Below are 16,710 nucleotides of genomic sequence, written 5' to 3'. Positions count from 1 at the left end.
AATGATTGGCAACAGGTCATCTTTCCGATGATCATAGCCATTCGTTTAGGTATTTTTTTGTTTTCAGGCAATCTTAACAACAAAGGAGAATGAACATGGATCATAAAAAAATGGGGGATGACATCGTTCGTCTCGTCGGCGGAGAAGCCAATATCAATGGTCTTGTCCACTGTGCGACCCGGCTGAGATTTGACCTGAAAGATTCGAAAAAGGCCGAACGCGAAACGCTTGAAAAACACGATGGTATTATTACCGTTGTCGAAAGCGGCGGCCAGTTCCAGGTTGTCATCGGTAGTAACGTGGCTCATGTATATGCGGAGATTATGAAAAACCGGGATTTTGGAGGAGATTCCTCCTCATCGGCTGAGTCCACAGGGGAAAAAACCTCGCTGTTATCCAAAGTTTTTGAAATTATATCCGGAAGTTTCTCGCCGTTAATCCCGGCTATGGCAGGATCAGGTATGCTAAAAGCTTTGCTGACAGTCCTGACCATGCTCGGATGGATGTCGGATACAAGTGACACATACTTGATTTTATCCGCTGCCGGCAACGCTGTATTTTATTTCTTGCCCATTTTCCTTGGGATCACACTGGGTATGAAGCTGAAAGCCAATCCTTATGTAGCTGGCGTAATTGGTGCCGCTCTGATGGAGCCGAGCTTCACCGGGCTGATGGATAAGGGCTCAGATGTATCGTTCCTGGGTATACCGGTTGTGATGATGAATTATTCAGCCAGCGTATTCCCAATCTTCATATCGATCAGCATCTACGCTGTTCTGGATAAGTTACTTAAGAAGATCATTTTGAAAGACCTGCAATTGTTCCTTGTTCCGATGATTGCTTTGATGATTATGGTTCCTCTATCCGCTATGGCCTTTGGACCGTTCGGTACTACGGTAGGTGACTGGATCTCATCCGGCGTAACTTGGCTCATTGGTGTCAGCGGTATATTATCAGGGATTGTACTCGGTGGATTCATGACCTTCATGGTTGTCTTTGGACTCCACTGGGGCTTTACTCCCATCACGATACAGAATATCGGGGTTGGCGGCGATCCGATTGAAGCCATGGCTGCTGCAGCTGTATTTGCACAAATCGGTGTAGCCTTCGGTATTTTCCTGAAAGCCAAAAAGAATAAAACCCTGCGAACCCTTGCTGGCTCGACCAGCCTTACCGGTTTACTTGCAGGAGTAACTGAACCAATCGTATACGGTCTGATCTTGCGTTATAAACGTGTGATTCCTATCGTAGTTATCGCAGGTGCGATCGGCGGTGCCATTAATGGTCACTTTGGCGTTAAAATGACTGCTTATGTGTTCCACAATATTTTTGCCATTCCTGTCTACACACCAACGGTTGTCTACGTGATTGCGATTGCCTGCTCCTTTGCGGTAGCCGCGGTATTAACGGTGATGTTTGGTTATGAAAGCAAAACGAAAGACACAGCTTCCGAGAAAAATGAATCTGGTTCCAGCACATCAGCTGAAAGTACGCCGGTAGACCTTCCTGTCGTACCTGAGACCAAAACAACAGAAATCAAAAAGGAACAAATTCATAGTCCACTTACGGGTAAAGTCGTAGCACTGAGTACCATTAATGACCCAGCTTTTTCGACTGGTGCTATGGGCAAAGGTTTGGCGATTGTACCTGAGATTGGTGAAGTTGTCGCTCCGGTAGATGGTGTTGTCACTTCCCTCTTCCCGACTGGACATGCCATTGGATTAACCACCAACGCAGGAACAGAAATCCTGATTCATATCGGCATCAATACAGTAGCGTTAAAGGGAAAACACTTCTCTCCTGTCGTTCAGGAAGGGGATATCGTCAGACAGGGCGATCTGTTGATCCAGTTTGACATCGATAAGATCAAGGAAGCCGGATACGAAACCGTAACCCCTGTCATTGTGACCCTAACGAAGCAAGAAGTGGATGTGTTCGAAACGAATCAAGAGCAGGTAGAGAAAAATGATGTCCTGCTGACTCTCGTTGTCTGACACAACTTATCTATACGAATTCAACTTAGGAGGAACTAACCATGAAACATACTCAACTAAAGCCATTTCCTAAAGATTTCTTCTGGGGAGGTTCAACCTCTGCCTATCAGATTGAGGGAGCCTGGAATGAAGATGGTAAAGGCCCTTCTGTCATCGATATGGGAAACCATGTCGAAGGTGTAACCGACTTCAAGGTAACCAGTGATCACTATCATATGTACAAAGAAGATGTAGCATTGCTGGCTGAAATGGGCTTCAAAGCCTACCGTTTCTCGATCGCATGGACACGCATCTATCCGCAAGGAGCAGGTGAAGTGAATCCTAAGGGTCTAGCCTTTTACGATTCTCTCATTAATGAATTAATTAAATATGGTATTGAGCCCATTGTGACCATGTACCACTTCGACCTTCCTTATGCGCTTGAAGAAAAAGGAGGCTGGTCCAACCGTGCCACAATTGATGCATTTGAACAATATGCCAAGACCCTTTATGAGAACTACGGAGATCGGGTTAAATATTGGTTGACCATTAACGAACAAAATATGCTGATCCTGCATCCTGGCTCTCTGGGGACACTGGATACAACACTTTTTGATCCGCAAAAAACACTGTATCAGCAAAATCACCATATGCTGGTTGCTCAAGCTAAAGCCATGGTCCTATGTCATGATATGCTGCCTGAAGCCAAGATTGGCCCAGCTCCCAATATCGGTGTAATTTACCCGGCGAGCTCCAAACCAGAAGATACACTCGCGGCTGATAACTATGCTGCCATTCGTAACTGGCTCTATCTCGATATGGCGGTATACGGACGTTATAATCATATTGCCTGGAGTTATCTCGAAGAGAAAGGATATACTCCCATCATTGAAGATGGAGATATGGACATCCTGGCGCAAGGAAATCCTGACTTTATTGCGTTTAACTACTACACTTCCCAGACGGTTGGTGAAAGTCTGAACGATGGTAATGACTTCTCTCATACAGGAGACCAGCATGAAATTGTGGGTGAACCAGGCGCATATAGAGGATCTGTGAATCCCAATCTGCAAAAAACGGAGTTTGGCTGGGAAATCGATCCGGTCGGCTTCCGCTCTACCCTGCGTCAGATCTACTCTCGCTATCATCTGCCGTTAATTGTTACGGAAAACGGTCTGGGTGCATTTGATAAACTGGAGGAAGGCGACGTGGTTAACGATCCGTATCGTATTGAATTTTTCAATAAACATATCGAACAGATTCAACTGGCGATCACGGACGGCGTAGATGTATTTGGCTTCTGCCCTTGGTCTGCAATCGATCTGGTCAGCACACATCAAGGGTCGAGCAAACGTTATGGATTCATCTATGTGGATCGTGAGGAATTCGATATCAAGGAATTGAGACGTATCCGCAAACAGAGTTTCCACTGGTATCAAAAACTGATTGAAACGAATGGAGAAATTCGTTAATACCTTAATCCTTTAATATCATAATAAAAAACAGTCGACCACACATTAGGTGTGATCGACTGTTTTTTTGTGTTAATATACTTCTTTTCCAATAATAAAATTACATTTCTGTCTTCGGTTGTTTCACCGTTTTGACCTCTCTGAGTACCCGCAGGGATAACAGGAAACAGATCGCCAGAACGGCAGCTGCTGAAACGTAAGGATAGTTAATATTCACATCGAACAGTGCTCCAGCTACAATCGGGCCTGCGATATTCCCCAAGCTGGTATACGCCGAGTTCAGTCCAGCCACAAAACCCTGCTGTTCCTGTGCCAGTTTGGACATCTGTGTACTGATGGCCGGACGCAAAATGTCCATACCCAGAAACACGATAAACGTTACGACAAGAATGAGCCAATACGTGTGCACGAACAAGGTCAACAATACAAATACGGCTACAAACAACAGACAGACCGAAATAACCATCTTTTCACCAAATCGGTTGAGCAACCAACCAATCAGGGATACTTGCACCACCGCACCCGCGATGGAACCAAATGTAATAATGAATGCAATGTCTTTCGTGGTGAAACCAAACTTGTGATCCACAAACAATGAAAATACGGTCTCATAGTTTGCCAGACCAAATGCCATAACAAACACAATAATCAAGCTGAAGAAGTAGGGTTCACGGTACGAATTCAGTAATTGAGATATCATGCCCGGAGCTTTGACATTCGACTCGCCAGCCACAGGTTTACTTTGCTCTCCTGTGCTTCGGGTAGATTCAGGCAAAATAATTAATGTAATGATGGATGCCAGCAAACCGGCAACCCCTGCGGCGTAGAACGGAATTCGAATGCCAAAGTCAGCAATGTATCCACCAATTCCCGGTCCGATGATAAATCCGGTTGTAATGGCTGCATTGATCAAGCCCATCCCTTTACCGCGTTCTTCCTCCGTAGTAATATCCGCAGTGTAAGCCATAACCGCCGGGAAGATCATCGCTGCTCCAATCCCACCAAGCATACGGGCTGCGAAGAGCAGCACCGGTGCATTAACCGCACCAAACATAAACTCCGATACGGCAAAGATCAGCATACCGCCAACGATAATTTTTTTACGTCCCCACGTATCCGACCAACGACCCGCAAGCGGGGAGAACAGAAACTGTGTAAAGGAAAATGCCGCGACCAGCAATCCAACTGTGAAGCCAGTGATTTGGAGAAGATCCATATACGCAGGCATAATCGGCACAACCAGACCAATACCCGTAAAAACAAGAAAAATATTAAACATTAACAGCAGCAATGCGCCCCTGTTCCGTGTTAGTAATGCCATGATTCCATCCTCCGTAGTTGTCAAAATGTTGCTTAAGCTTTATCTTTTGCAATGCCATGCAAGAATACACTGGCAGCCTGGCGGTATAACGCAAGAGCCTGTTCAGGCTCCATGCCCCGTGACATCTGGCTTAGGCCAATAATGGTACTTTCCAAGATCAGTGCGAGATGATCTACATTGTCTGCTTTGAACTCGCCGCTCTCAATGCCTTGTTCTATCATTTGTTTATTAAATTGAATATGCCGCTCAAACATCAAGGAGATCCGTTCCTCAATATCATTTTCTTTCTTCTCCCCAGTGAAGAACTCATCAGCCGCCTTCGTCAGTGGATGATTCATGTCATCCATGACGAGTTGTTCAGCCAGTCCGTAAATCTTTTCCGTGGACGTGCGATAGAGATGTTCCTTGGCCGCCCAGCTCGCTTCCCACTCCCGATCCCACTCATCGATTAGATAGAGGAACAGACCTTCCTTACTTTTAAAATGGTAATATATATTGCCTTTACTGCTACCCGTCGCAGCTACAATATCCTCAATGGACGTTGCTTTATAGCCTTTCTGTACAAAAAGGGCTTTGGAAGCATCCGCAAGTTTCTTCTTGGTCTGCTCGGTTTGAAGTTGTTTTTTATTCATATTCATTCCATTCACTCCGTTCCATGCATACTGAACATTCGTTCTGTATTTTAACAGATGCATTGAATATAAGCAATCAAAAAGGAGACTTGGCACATCGGCCAACCCTCCCTCCACAATCATTTCACTTTTTTACCTTTGCCATGCAATATTTTCAGTTGACCATTCTCGTAATGGTACCTCTATCTAGATTATAGCTGTCGTGCCTGGAATTTCAAACGGCTTTTGTCCACGTCCACCTGGTTAACCTGTAGTCGGCATACCCCTTCGCCGTTTGGTGAATCTGGATTACGATATATTGCTTTTTACCAATACGATAGCGATAACCTTTCACGTTTGAACGAATTATAATGAATGCAAAAAAACTTCCTATACAACTATAGGAAGGATCTACATACATATTTTTGTCATGCCGAAGGAAAAGTGCTTAGATCCATATAGGAACTTCCCGCAGATGATCATCCATATCCTGAAAACTCCATCCGTACATGAATCCTTGATCCTGCGGTTCGTTGATTTCTTCAGGTCTTGAACAGGTAAATTGACAAAAATCTGCATAGAACAGATTCCAACTCAAAATAGAACCTCGCGAATACGCTGTCAATTGAATATAATGAAGACATTCCAACTTGTGAGGTGACACGGATGTTGCTCCGTATTGTTCGAAGTACATAGTGGTCGGGCTGGGTCAAAACGCGTACCAGCTATTAAGGGATACGTCTGTCCATTTGACCCCATTCGATCATTTACAATAGAACGATTCGGCACAACTCTCTTGTCCTGTTTAATCAAACTCACATTGGAGGAAATGTAAATGAAAAACAATATAGATTATGCTGACTTTTATGAACGCGTAGGCCGGACGAATGGCTGGAACTTCAGCTCCATGAATGTTGTCTCGGAGAACATCGGATGGAACTTCTATGAGGAAGTTGTTCGCCGTACGCGATCGTCCGATCTGTTACTTGATATTGGAACAGGCGGTGGAGAAGCTGTTTTGTCCATTGCGGGAAAGGCCTTGTTATTGGTGGGAATCGACCTTGCTCAAGGAATGATTGAGACCGCACAGCAGAATCTTCAGACTAAGGGAACTCATTCCAATGTACGCTTTCTTCAAATGGACGCAGAAAAACTGGCTTTTCCTGATTCTTTCTTTAATGTGGTATCCTCCAGACACTCCCGGTTCTCTGCTTCAGAAGTTTTCAGGGTACTTGATACGGGTGGGATTTTTCTAACTCAGCAGGTCAGCGAACACGATAAATCCAACATTTCAGAAGTTTTCGGCCGTGGACAAAGCCTTGGCATTCAACCTGGCACTTTGATGGAACGTTACAAGCATGAACTTCACGAAGCTGGATTTCATGACATTCAGGCCCGTGAATATGATGCGATTGAGTATTACGCCACACCGGATGATTTGCTGTTTCTGCTCACCCATGCACCGATCATTCCCGGTTTTGGAGAAACTGCCTCTGACCTTGAGCGATTCCAGCAGTTTGTGGAAACATATCGATGCGATCAAGGCATTCGCACCAATTCGGCCCGTTTTATGCTAACTGCAAGGAAATAAGCAGAAGTTCAAAGGATAAGTAATGGCCAGGGCTATCCCCTCGTATGAACTGGGGATAGCCCTTTTATACATTTATTTTTTGTTCCGGAGAGCTAATTCTTTTGGTGAAAAGATATGGATGGAGTTTTTATTTTTTAGCCACGTATTTCCTTTTGCGATGAAGATATATATTCCAGACCAGCAAATGTAGAAATATCGCGGTAAACAGACCTGGATTATAGCGGACTTAGCACAGAGGTATTACTGGACAACAAAAAACTCATACCCTGATTCTGTGTGAATAATAGTTGCTACACTACCATTCACACAAGGAGAATCAGTCCATGAGTTAATCACATCTCAGTATAATGAATTCTTCAACCCGCTTTTTAATAAATGTATATCGTTCGTTTACTGTTCCGTCAATTTAAGCTTCTCCAAGAACGGCTTCAAGCGATCCACCACATAATGGCTGCCGCCGCGGCCGTTGACTTCCTCGATTACCGCTGCCACCAGAAAAGACGGTGATTCAGTATCAAAGGTGACGAAGAAGCCATTCTCCAGCCCTTGCTCACCCTTCTTCGCTTTCAGTTCTGCCGTGCCAGTCTTACCTGCAAGACTGCCACCAACAGAACTCAATGTGTGTGCCGTACCACCTTGGCGAGATACGACTTCTCTCAGAGCGTCTTTGACCGTATTTGCCACCTCCGGTGTAATGATCACCTCGGGGTCAGAGGTTTCTTTGCCAGCAGTCAGAACAGGCTTCACCAGCTTTCCTTCATTCACAAATGGCGTAAAGGCAGCGGCGAGATGAATTGGCGACATTAACATTTCACCCTGTCCATAGGATGTGTCAGCCAACAGCACCTCGGAGGAAAGGTCTTTATGAGCTTCATTCGCATATTGACTTGGCTTCAGGTACAGTTCATCCAACCCGAAATTGTCATCAAACCCGAACTTTTGAATTCCGTCGATGAACTTTGCACTGCCCATCTCGGTGGCTTCCATCGCAAAATAAATATTATCAGAATACACCAGAGCATCGACCATACTGACAGGGCTCAGGCTTTTCACCCGTTTGACGTAATATCCGCCCCAACTGTCGTCCTTACGCCACTGCAAACCGGAAATCTCGTGGGTTTTGTCCGCTGTCGTTACCTTCTCCATTAGGCCTGCTGCCGCAGTTATTGCTTTGAAGGTTGATCCTGGAGCATATCGAGTAGTGACTCTATTGATAAAAGGAAGCTTCTCATTCGCCGAATAAGCATCCCACTCTGCCTGTGTAAGTCCTGTAACCATCTTGTTCGGGTTATAGGAAGGCGCGCTCACCAACGCCAGCAAGTTGCCGTCCGTCGGATTCATCAGAACCATCGCACCGGCGTCTCCACCACTGGACAATGTCTGATACAATTTCTTCTGTTGTTTGGAGCTAATCGTCAGTTGAACATTCTGTCCATCTACAGCATCCTTGCGAATAAGCTCAGAACGGGAGTTGCCGGATTCATCCGTAATTTCAATCAATCCACCCCGTTCACCACGCAGCTGTTTCTCCATGGACTGCTCCAAACCCGCTTTGCCAATCCAATCCTCTGCGCGATAATAGCCTTCTGTATCCTTATCCAGATCTTCCTTGGTGGCTTTACGCACGTAACCAATCAGGTGCGCAGCCGCATCGCCGAGGGGATAATAACGAATTTCCTTGCTTTGCATCGTAACCCCGCTCAAAGATTCTGGCACGTCAAACTCCTCTGTTGAACCAATCGGGACAAAGTACTCCGGCTTCACCCATGTCTGTGCAAGCGCCTTGTGAATGGCATCTTCCGAAACCTGATAATGATTTGCGATTTGGGTAATCATCTGGTCCGGGTTATCACCAAGTTTCCCAGGTACAATGCCCCATTCGTTCATCGTACCCTTGGTAGCCAATGGCAAACCATCACGATCCACAATGTCTCCACGCTCAGGGAACAGTGTCCTCACGCGTACCTTACTGCCCTTAATCATGTCATTCAGGATCAGCGAGGGCTGCCAGTTAATTTTCCAACTTTTTCTTCCATCTTCAAGCTCCTGTCGGACCAGTTTCAATGTATGCGTCTCACTGACTTCCCCCAAAAAGGTTGTCAGCTGCAGGTTATAATCCACCTCATATGTATCCGGGTTTTGTTTCTCTGCATCGGTCTTGCTGCCATCGGCCGCCGTTTCGGCAATATCCACTGGCTTAACCTCTGCCTTGACGGTGGATACTTCCATACCTGAATAGATCGCATTGTATTTTTCAACAAATTGTTCCTTGTTCATGCCGGACTCTTGCAGCGAAGCAGACGTCATCAAGGTATACAGCTGGTCAAACTCCTTTTTTTGCAGATGCTCTACGTACTGATTCACGGTAGTCTGGGGCTTGGCTTCTGCTTCTTTGTTATTCTGCATGTATAGATACATTCCGATTCCACCTGCAAACAAGATGGGTAGCAGTCCGTACATTAATTTACGTTTGGATTTCATGGTTACATCACCTCTAATATACACTATAGATTTCCAGCGCCATTTAAACAATGAAACAAATCTGACGAATTTATCATTAAAAATAGCCGAAAGCTCACATAATATGTTTAAATAAGGATAGTGAGATTACATACTAAAGCTTTTTTGCTATGCAAAAGGCTGAAAAGGAGCCCGATGATGGAAATCAGCTATTTTTTACTCCCCAAAGCCGAAGTGGCCTATATCAAGTCTACCGCTTCCATGAAAGATGCTATTGAGCAATTGGAATCGCACCACTACACCGCCATTCCCGTGATTGACCAGGATGGAAAATATGTTGCTACCCTGTCCGAAGGCGATTTGTTATGGAAAATGCGAAATACACCCGGATTGACTTTTGATACGATGGATCAGGTTCAAGTCCATGAGATTAACAATCGGGTATATAATGAATGTGTATTCATTGAGGCTGAGATGGAGGATATGCTGACACTTGCAGCAGACCAAAATTTTGTGCCTGTGGTGGATGTCGATCGTGTCTTCCTCGGTATTATCCGTCGTAAGGATATTATTGAATACTATACGCGTAACATTTCGGATTAGATGAAGTCGAACATGCCGTAATAATTGAAAGGGTACTCCTATGGTCATGTTTGGCCAAACCGGGGTACCCTTTTCGTTGCATGGTATGGATATGGAATTGGCTCTACTTGCGTCTAGCCCGCTCTTCCTTATAATAACTCAGTACGTCCTTCGAACTTCCCTGAAATGCCCGCTCTCTGCCGAACTCATACGCCTGGTGCAGATACATATACGCCTCGTCATGCTGTTCAAGTCTCATGCAGATCATGCCGAGATCGATCAATGGACTCGTATTTCTATCCGTACTCCGCGTATGTAACGATATCTCAGCCCACGGCTTCGCCAGTTCATATTGCTTCAGATCGATATGTGCATTCGCGTGGCAGGACGCGATCCAGCTTGCAATCTCCCATTCCATCTTTGGCTCCGGCAACATGCCCCATGCCTGATCATAATGGATAAGTGCTTGTTCATGCTGCTGCGTCTCATCCAGCACATTACCGGCTTCTACGGTCTCAATAATTTGTCGCTCCAGTTCGGCATGTTCCGGTGTCAGATCTTTCATTGCACCGTCTCCTCCTCCAGGACGAAATACCATTCCAGAAAAGCATTGAAATCAGCCCACTGCGGTTTGCTCTCGCCATTAAGAAACCGTTCGATGGACTCCCCCAATTCCACCAGTACTACTTCTCCCGTCCGACGATTGTAGAAAAATCCACCTTCACCTTCAAAACTGTCCAGTGGAATATACGCCTCGGGAAGTCCCAGTGTAAGCTGTGCTACATTCATGTCTTCCATATATACGGTGTTCTCCATAAACCAGCAGATCTGATACAACTCCTGATGCCTGCTGTAAAAAGTCGGTCCATCCTCTGCATGTAAATAAAATTGGGCAAAATCCGAATGAAGATCAATCTCAAGCTTCCGTAATGCGTCTTCGTATGCCGTTGGAACATCTTCATGCCACCAACCTTGTTCCTGGCAATAATCAATTACTTTATGGGATAACATCGTAAGCCTCCTGATATAATTTTTCTCACACAGATTTTACAGGTATCCAGATTTGGGGAGGTGTGCCGTGACCTTTATACACTTCAAGTTCCGGAATACCTGCATGCTTATATGTAGTGGAAGGAAACCACTCTGTCATAATATGGTGCCACAACCGTTGTATCGCCTCGGGCTCTAATTCATCGGCCTCAAATACAGCCCAATGAGACGCGGGAAGTTCGATCGACACCAGGCCTTCAGGCACTTCACCTGTGTGAGAAGTGGCAATCCAGTACTCCATTTGATTGTCCTGCAACTCCCTCTGATCTACACAGATACCCACCAGACCGGGAATAGCTCCGTTATTGAACCCGTTTAAACGTTCCTCAATCCCATCTGCCAAAGCCTCCTGCCACATCTTGGGGATCCCTCTTAAATTCTCACCATCCACACAAGAAAATGTTTGTTTGATTCCCACAAAGGTAAGCGGCTGCTGTTCAATTACATGTTCATTCACATTCATTCGATGGACTCCTCTCCAAGAGCGATACGGGGCACTGTTCTCCATGACCCATTCGTGAAAACATTGGTAGGCGCTGCTGGCATCGGGGGCCGTAAAAAGATACGTTCCCTCCACCTCTCGGCGACTCATCCTGGAATCTGCAAGATCCCGATCCTCTTCTTCGTTCAAAACAATTCGATACGCCCCATCTTCCTCGCGGAAGCCAAGGGCGTGTACATTCGTATGTTGTTTATAGTAGCCCAGCTGCAGAACAGCTGGTTGCTCTTCTGCCATTTTGCCTGTGAAGGCTGGATTGGGGAACTCCTCATCGAAACTGGCTTCATCGGGTGCGATACCTTGATAGAAACCGTTAACTACATTGCCTAGCAGATTCACAATCTGATGTGCGTAGACATATGGAAACTGTTTAATCTCATACACATCACGATCCAACTGATGCCATTGCAAATACTCCATGATTTTGGAATAGGTGAAACTAACGGCACTGGAAAGTTCTCGATCCAAAGGCTGATTGGCAGTAAGACGAGTCAGTTCCATAATACTGTTCACGTATTGCCAGAATAGTTCCTGATCGAAACGTGCTTCCTCATGCAGCATATACAACAAGGTATTCTCTTCTGCTCGTGCATTTTGCATCAGGATCTGAAGTGCTTGTTCCATATATGATATAACCTCCGATATGTCCTACAGTTACTGTATCAAAAGAGAAGGTAGATTGGAAATAGTGCCAGTATTCCTATTCAAACGAAACATGCCGGATTCACGTTCACCTTCCATTTCCTTATTCTGGTGCAACTTTCTTCTTACTCGTTCGTCTAACTACTGACCAACGACGAAGGAGATGACTATGCGAATAACTTGCAGCCCCGGTTTTCCTGGAAGCATGATTGGAACCATTAATCTTCAGCCATCGAAGTATTACAGCCCACCTTCCATAAACAGTAAGATTACAGATTATGTTGATGCCGAACTCGTAACCATTCCCTATGTGGAGGATCCGGCATTCGGATCACACTTTGACGTCATGGAGGTCATGAACGGAACTTATAAAGATGAAATGCATGTCAGTTACGATGTGGAGTTTACGATTGATGTAGATAAACAAGGTTATATTACGCAATTTGAACATACGTTCCAGCTGGAACGTTATCTGGACCTAGTTCGCACACAGTCCTATAAAGTAATCAAGACAAACTGGCGTGCACAAACATTTCATGTGATGACATACAGTTACCTGGAGGAAGTTATTCATCCGAAGAATGTTCTGTTTAAATGTAACAATGCCGAAGATGTCTTCGTCGTGGCTGAACTAATACCTCATCGTGTTGGTGGCATTGTGGTACAACCCAATAATCTTTATCTTCACTTCCGTGCATTAATCTCGGCACGTGACGATCTGTACCCATTAGAATATATGTGTGAGCCTGATTTCGATCTGAGTCTCGACTAACCAAATAGATACATATGTAGAAAGAGCATGAGCTGCCCCGAATCAGCGGGGTAACCTGTGCTCAAAACCAGCTCGGGGATTCTACATTCGATTTCCCAAGCTGGTTTGTTAGTTATGAGGATTGATTCTGGTATGGGATGTGACTTACGTTCAATGTTTAATCTATGGGATCACTGTTTACGTGTAGACTTTACATCGGATGACCAAATTGCTCCGCTTGTTCAGCCATCTTCTGACTCAATTTTGCTCTGAGTGCACTCATCCATTCCGGCTCATGTGAAAATTGCTCTTCGGCAGACCGAAGCACACGCACGTATCCATATAGATTGGCAAACCGGCGACATGCGGGGAACATGCTCTCCAGATCATAACGTTCTCCCGCCTTGGACCAGTACCCGTTCAGGAACCATTGTTTCTTCTGCTCCCATTGCTCAGGCTCGATCTCCTCACGCAGACTATCCAGACTTCGCTCCACATCCATCGCGTACCAGTGATACATCGAGTCATCGAAATCAATGGCATAACAAGACTGTTTTTTTTCGTCATAGAAGACATTGTCCGGTTCAAAATCGTAGTGGATAAGTCCAAAATTTTGCTTGTTTATCGGCCATGCTGCAAAATACGTTCGAAGAAGCTCTACCTCGTTCAGAGCAGCCGCCTCCGCAGGAAACCCCTCCAAAATCTTCTGCATCCAATCCAAAACATCTGTATAGGTCCAGCGTTGCTTCTCCTTTTGCTCAGGTATGAATGATCGCGATAAATGATGCAGTTCACCCAAAGCCTCACCATAGCTGTACAGGATGGAGTCATTCAGTTCAATGCTCCCTAACTGCGATCCGGGTACTCGCTTGAATACGGAAGCGTAGTATGTTCCCCACGGCGTGTGAGTCTCTACGAGTTCTGTTCCTGAATGGGCAGGTACCACCTCCATGGCTCCATAATGATTCGTTCGAAGATAACGGAGGAAATCCAGTTCAGCGCTAAGGTTGATTTTATTCTTTTCCTCTACCGGGGCAAATCGAAGCAATCGGACCTCTCCCTGATCTCTAAACGGATACACGGCATTGGAGGATATGCGATAATACTGAAACATATCCAGTGACTCGGGATCATAACTCCAATTCTTTAGAATCATCTCGGCAAGGTTGTTATTTTGAAATAAATATTTTAATGATAACATGGGCATTTCTCCTTTTTGATCATTTCGTGTGGATGGTTTATAGCCATCGTGTGCCTATTTTTGCGCGCAAAAAGCCGCAGGCTATGCCTGCGGCTTTTAAAAATTCTGAGTGTATGAGAAATTTGCACAAGCAAATAAACCTCGCATACGCCAGAAAAATTGAGCAGTTATATCCCTATATGTCGGCAGAACTCAGATCGGACTGGGAAACAAGATGTGCTTCCCCCTTCGTCTGCTGGTCTGCCGGAATTATTCAGTTCATTCTTACCTTATTTGTAGTGATCGAACATACCATCTTAGACCGTCGTTTCATGACGCTCACTCCCTTCAAAAAAACCAGTTGTTTCCATAATAGCCGATAACCCTATTGTAAGCAATTACAAAATGACGATAATCCCATCATCTTTTACTGCACAACCATCATCCGTTCCACCGTCTCAGAGTTATCCTTATACCACACCATCACGATATTTTCTTTTTGAAGATCAGACACTTGAATGGACGTATTCGCACTCGGGCTTGATTTGCCCGAGCGTGGCATCCCCATGCCTTCAGTGATAGTGACATCATCTTTTATATTCAATTTCAATTCCATTCCGGTATCCTTCCATTCCATGCTTGGAGATGAGGTGTCCTGCATTTCAAGTAACGCCAGCGTAACTGTGTTTCCCTCCACGGAGACGATTCTACCCGTAATGTCGGCATTCATCGTCCCCTGCGTCATGTCGGGACTGCCTGTTCGATCATTCGTGCCCGGGGTACCCCTTCCACCTCTTGGTGTTCCTCCGTTCATGCCCAGACCGCCACCATTTGGCATCCCAAACCCGTTCATGCCTTGCACAGAACCGGTGTTGGTAATATTCTGGGCGGTTATAACATCGCAAGCCGTCAGCATAACCAAGCATCCTAGCAACAGGAATAGCGTAACCGATGTGAAATATTGTTTTTTTCGCATATGATCACCTTTTTCTCAGGGAATATTGCTCCAAGGTACCTTTACGATGGAATATGAAGTCATACATGTCTTTGAACCCCATATAGGACAGCACAACCAACAACGGATATACAGGATAGATGTATCTGGACTTAATCTCCCAGAGAATATAAAAACCGATGAATCCGAGAATGACCAGAATCAATGAAACTTCATCATACCTTTTACGACGAATTCCACCGATCAACCGAATGAGAATAAAACAGTACATCAGGAAATTCATCACATAAACGATCCAGAGTAATCCCGTCCGATAAGCCGAATCCCCCTGCAACAGTTCTGTTATTGCATTGGTATAGCTATAGGACCCTGCGATTGCGCCTCCCCTTCCTCTTCCGGCACCGATGGAACTTTCATTGCCGATTCCGTATCGGTCCATCTGGTATGTCCCTTCGGTCCAGGTCCATATGATCTTTTTGTAGTACATCTGCACCAAGTCACTCGCACTTGCTTCAGACAGCTTGTTACCAATCTCCTGTTTGAACAATGCTGCGCTGTCGGCCTTATTGTAGTTGGCCTGTCTCTGATAGATCTGATAACTCTCCATGTTGTCCCAGAAGCCAAAACGCTCCAGATTAATCCCCATATTTAGCCACATATAGACTGGTGCAGCATTCTCTCCAACAGGTTCGTTTACAGCACCGGAAGATTGAAGAACTGCATTCTGAGTCCAGGTTGGTACATTAAACAACATAGCTAGCACACCGATGGAAATGACAACTTTCTTCACTCCGATGCTCCGCATATTCAGCAAAATATAGATGATAGCAGCGATTAGCACGATAACACCGATGCTTCGAAAGTAATTGCCCATCGCGAGAAAAATGGCGGCAATGACGATTGTTTTCCAAGACTTTTCACGCACAAAACGAATGATAAAGTATAAACACGATGTCAGAAATGCTGTGGCAATCACATCGTTATAGATCAGGTTGTTCAGGAACAAGGACGGCAGGTACGTCGCTGCAAAGATCAACACACCGTAATCACGTTCAGTGGATCTGTCATTCACTTGTTTATAAATAAGGTAAATCATGAATGTGGTTAATGTTGAAAACAAAATATTGAATAGTTTGATAACCAGATAGTTGTCCGGGAACAGGTACAGCAACGTCTTCAGGTACAGTACGATCGAGTAGTTAAACGGGAACATGTGCAAATAACCGCCCGTTTCAAACGAGGAGTAATCCTGGTCATAGAGCATGTTCATGGCGAGTGAAAGAACCGTCTGCGAATCATCCGTAGGCACTCTTGGAAATACGAAAATGATGATAATCTGAATGGCCAGAGAACATAACAGCACGATTGGAATGACAACTTTCGGACTGTATTTGTTCAGTTTCAGACACAGAGCATATAATCCGACACCAGAACCAAGAAGCAAAAGAATGACCGGCAGAAAAATACTCCACTGCTGCATGCCCAAAATGGGATTGTCCCCATACAAGGCGTAGTTGTACTGTGCCCGAACCAACAAGGATGAAGCAATAAACACCGCAACAAACACGAGCAAAATGAGATAAAACGACTTATGCAGCATCTTAGACATGCCAAAACTCCTTT

At 45.1% G+C, this 16,710-nt stretch carries 14 protein-coding genes; 5 read left to right on the top strand and 9 right to left on the bottom strand.

Going from position 1 to position 16,710, the window contains the following annotated elements:
- Positions 1-95 precede the first annotated feature (95 nt).
- Positions 96-1,994, top strand: coding sequence for a beta-glucoside-specific PTS transporter subunit IIABC (locus MKY85_RS04310; protein WP_342571887.1), 1,899 nt, complete (start codon positions 96-98; stop codon positions 1,992-1,994).
- Between the two features lie 41 nt (positions 1,995-2,035).
- Positions 2,036-3,445: a glycoside hydrolase family 1 protein gene (locus tag MKY85_RS04305; protein ID WP_342571886.1), complete on the top strand. Its 1,410-nt coding sequence runs from the start codon at positions 2,036-2,038 to the stop codon at positions 3,443-3,445.
- A gap of 100 nt (positions 3,446-3,545) precedes the next feature.
- On the opposite strand, the gene MKY85_RS04300 is transcribed toward MKY85_RS04305, so the two are convergent.
- Complete coding sequence (locus MKY85_RS04300) at positions 3,546-4,766, bottom strand: MFS transporter (protein WP_342571885.1); 1,221 nt, start codon at positions 4,764-4,766, stop codon at positions 3,546-3,548.
- Between the two features lie 32 nt (positions 4,767-4,798).
- Complete coding sequence (locus MKY85_RS04295; RefSeq protein WP_339242912.1) at positions 4,799-5,398, bottom strand: TetR family transcriptional regulator C-terminal domain-containing protein; 600 nt, start codon at positions 5,396-5,398, stop codon at positions 4,799-4,801.
- A gap of 814 nt (positions 5,399-6,212) precedes the next feature.
- On the opposite strand from MKY85_RS04295, the gene MKY85_RS04290 reads away from it, so the two are divergent.
- Complete coding sequence (locus MKY85_RS04290) at positions 6,213-6,968, top strand: class I SAM-dependent methyltransferase (protein ID WP_342571884.1); 756 nt, start codon at positions 6,213-6,215, stop codon at positions 6,966-6,968.
- Positions 6,969-7,358: 390 nt separating this feature from the next.
- Here MKY85_RS04290 and MKY85_RS04285 read toward each other — a convergent pair whose 3' ends face one another.
- Positions 7,359-9,449: a penicillin-binding transpeptidase domain-containing protein gene (locus MKY85_RS04285; RefSeq protein WP_342571883.1), complete on the bottom strand. Its 2,091-nt coding sequence runs from the start codon at positions 9,447-9,449 to the stop codon at positions 7,359-7,361.
- 177 nt (positions 9,450-9,626) lie between these two features.
- On the opposite strand from MKY85_RS04285, the gene MKY85_RS04280 reads away from it, so the two are divergent.
- Complete coding sequence (locus MKY85_RS04280; RefSeq protein ID WP_074093601.1) at positions 9,627-10,031, top strand: CBS domain-containing protein; 405 nt, start codon at positions 9,627-9,629, stop codon at positions 10,029-10,031.
- Positions 10,032-10,134: 103 nt separating this feature from the next.
- Here MKY85_RS04280 and MKY85_RS04275 read toward each other — a convergent pair whose 3' ends face one another.
- From MKY85_RS04275 to MKY85_RS04265, 3 genes are read right to left on the bottom strand one after another with little or no spacing between them, the layout of a single operon-like run.
- Positions 10,135-10,575: a hypothetical protein gene (locus MKY85_RS04275; RefSeq protein ID WP_342571882.1), complete on the bottom strand. Its 441-nt coding sequence runs from the start codon at positions 10,573-10,575 to the stop codon at positions 10,135-10,137.
- Positions 10,572-11,021 carry a hypothetical protein gene (locus MKY85_RS04270; RefSeq protein ID WP_342571881.1) on the bottom strand — a complete coding sequence of 150 codons (450 nt, stop codon included), beginning with the start codon at positions 11,019-11,021 and terminating at the stop codon, positions 10,572-10,574. The genes MKY85_RS04275 and MKY85_RS04270 overlap by 4 nt, the downstream gene beginning before the upstream one ends.
- A 25-nt stretch (positions 11,022-11,046) precedes the next feature.
- Positions 11,047-12,183 carry an Imm41 family immunity protein gene (locus MKY85_RS04265; RefSeq protein WP_342571880.1) on the bottom strand — a complete coding sequence of 379 codons (1,137 nt, stop codon included), beginning with the start codon at positions 12,181-12,183 and terminating at the stop codon, positions 11,047-11,049.
- A 187-nt stretch (positions 12,184-12,370) separates the two neighbouring features.
- Here MKY85_RS04265 and MKY85_RS04260 point away from each other — a divergent pair, with 187 nt between their 5' ends.
- Complete coding sequence (locus MKY85_RS04260) at positions 12,371-12,973, top strand: hypothetical protein (protein WP_342571879.1); 603 nt, start codon at positions 12,371-12,373, stop codon at positions 12,971-12,973.
- 190 nt (positions 12,974-13,163) lie between these two features.
- On the opposite strand, the gene MKY85_RS04255 is transcribed toward MKY85_RS04260, so the two are convergent.
- The 3 genes from MKY85_RS04255 to MKY85_RS04245 all read right to left on the bottom strand — a co-directional run bounded on the left by MKY85_RS04255 (position 13,164) and on the right by MKY85_RS04245 (position 16,696).
- Complete coding sequence (locus MKY85_RS04255; protein WP_342571878.1) at positions 13,164-14,153, bottom strand: phosphotransferase; 990 nt, start codon at positions 14,151-14,153, stop codon at positions 13,164-13,166.
- Positions 14,154-14,559: 406 nt separating this feature from the next.
- Positions 14,560-15,108, bottom strand: coding sequence for a hypothetical protein (locus tag MKY85_RS04250; RefSeq protein ID WP_342571877.1), 549 nt, complete (start codon positions 15,106-15,108; stop codon positions 14,560-14,562).
- A 4-nt stretch (positions 15,109-15,112) separates the two neighbouring features.
- Positions 15,113-16,696 carry a glycosyltransferase family 39 protein gene (locus MKY85_RS04245; RefSeq protein ID WP_342571876.1) on the bottom strand — a complete coding sequence of 528 codons (1,584 nt, stop codon included), beginning with the start codon at positions 16,694-16,696 and terminating at the stop codon, positions 15,113-15,115.
- Positions 16,697-16,710: the final 14 nt, after the last annotated feature.

The organism is Paenibacillus sp. FSL R5-0749 (assembly GCF_038595085.1).
Taxonomy (GTDB): domain Bacteria; phylum Bacillota; class Bacilli; order Paenibacillales; family Paenibacillaceae; genus Paenibacillus.
The sequence above is the reverse complement of the archived record's forward strand: the minus strand, read 5'-3'. Positions and strand labels throughout refer to the sequence as shown.

Bases quoted from the DNA above. Each gene is read 5' to 3' on its own strand.
- MKY85_RS04310 (WP_342571887.1), top strand. From the start codon at position 96: ATGGATCATAAAAAAATGGGGGATGACATCGTTCGTCTCGTCGGCGGA.
- MKY85_RS04305 (WP_342571886.1), top strand. From the start codon at position 2,036: ATGAAACATACTCAACTAAAGCCATTTCCTAAAGATTTCTTCTGGGGA.
- MKY85_RS04300 (WP_342571885.1), bottom strand. From the start codon at position 4,766: ATGGCATTACTAACACGGAACAGGGGCGCATTGCTGCTGTTAATGTTT.
- MKY85_RS04295 (WP_339242912.1), bottom strand. From the start codon at position 5,398: ATGAATAAAAAACAACTTCAAACCGAGCAGACCAAGAAGAAACTTGCG.
- MKY85_RS04290 (WP_342571884.1), top strand. From the start codon at position 6,213: ATGAAAAACAATATAGATTATGCTGACTTTTATGAACGCGTAGGCCGG.
- MKY85_RS04285 (WP_342571883.1), bottom strand. From the start codon at position 9,449: ATGAAATCCAAACGTAAATTAATGTACGGACTGCTACCCATCTTGTTT.
- MKY85_RS04280 (WP_074093601.1), top strand. From the start codon at position 9,627: ATGGAAATCAGCTATTTTTTACTCCCCAAAGCCGAAGTGGCCTATATC.
- MKY85_RS04275 (WP_342571882.1), bottom strand. From the start codon at position 10,575: ATGAAAGATCTGACACCGGAACATGCCGAACTGGAGCGACAAATTATT.
- MKY85_RS04270 (WP_342571881.1), bottom strand. From the start codon at position 11,021: ATGTTATCCCATAAAGTAATTGATTATTGCCAGGAACAAGGTTGGTGG.
- MKY85_RS04265 (WP_342571880.1), bottom strand. From the start codon at position 12,183: ATGGAACAAGCACTTCAGATCCTGATGCAAAATGCACGAGCAGAAGAG.
- MKY85_RS04260 (WP_342571879.1), top strand. From the start codon at position 12,371: ATGCGAATAACTTGCAGCCCCGGTTTTCCTGGAAGCATGATTGGAACC.
- MKY85_RS04255 (WP_342571878.1), bottom strand. From the start codon at position 14,153: ATGTTATCATTAAAATATTTATTTCAAAATAACAACCTTGCCGAGATG.
- MKY85_RS04250 (WP_342571877.1), bottom strand. From the start codon at position 15,108: ATGCGAAAAAAACAATATTTCACATCGGTTACGCTATTCCTGTTGCTA.
- MKY85_RS04245 (WP_342571876.1), bottom strand. From the start codon at position 16,696: ATGTCTAAGATGCTGCATAAGTCGTTTTATCTCATTTTGCTCGTGTTT.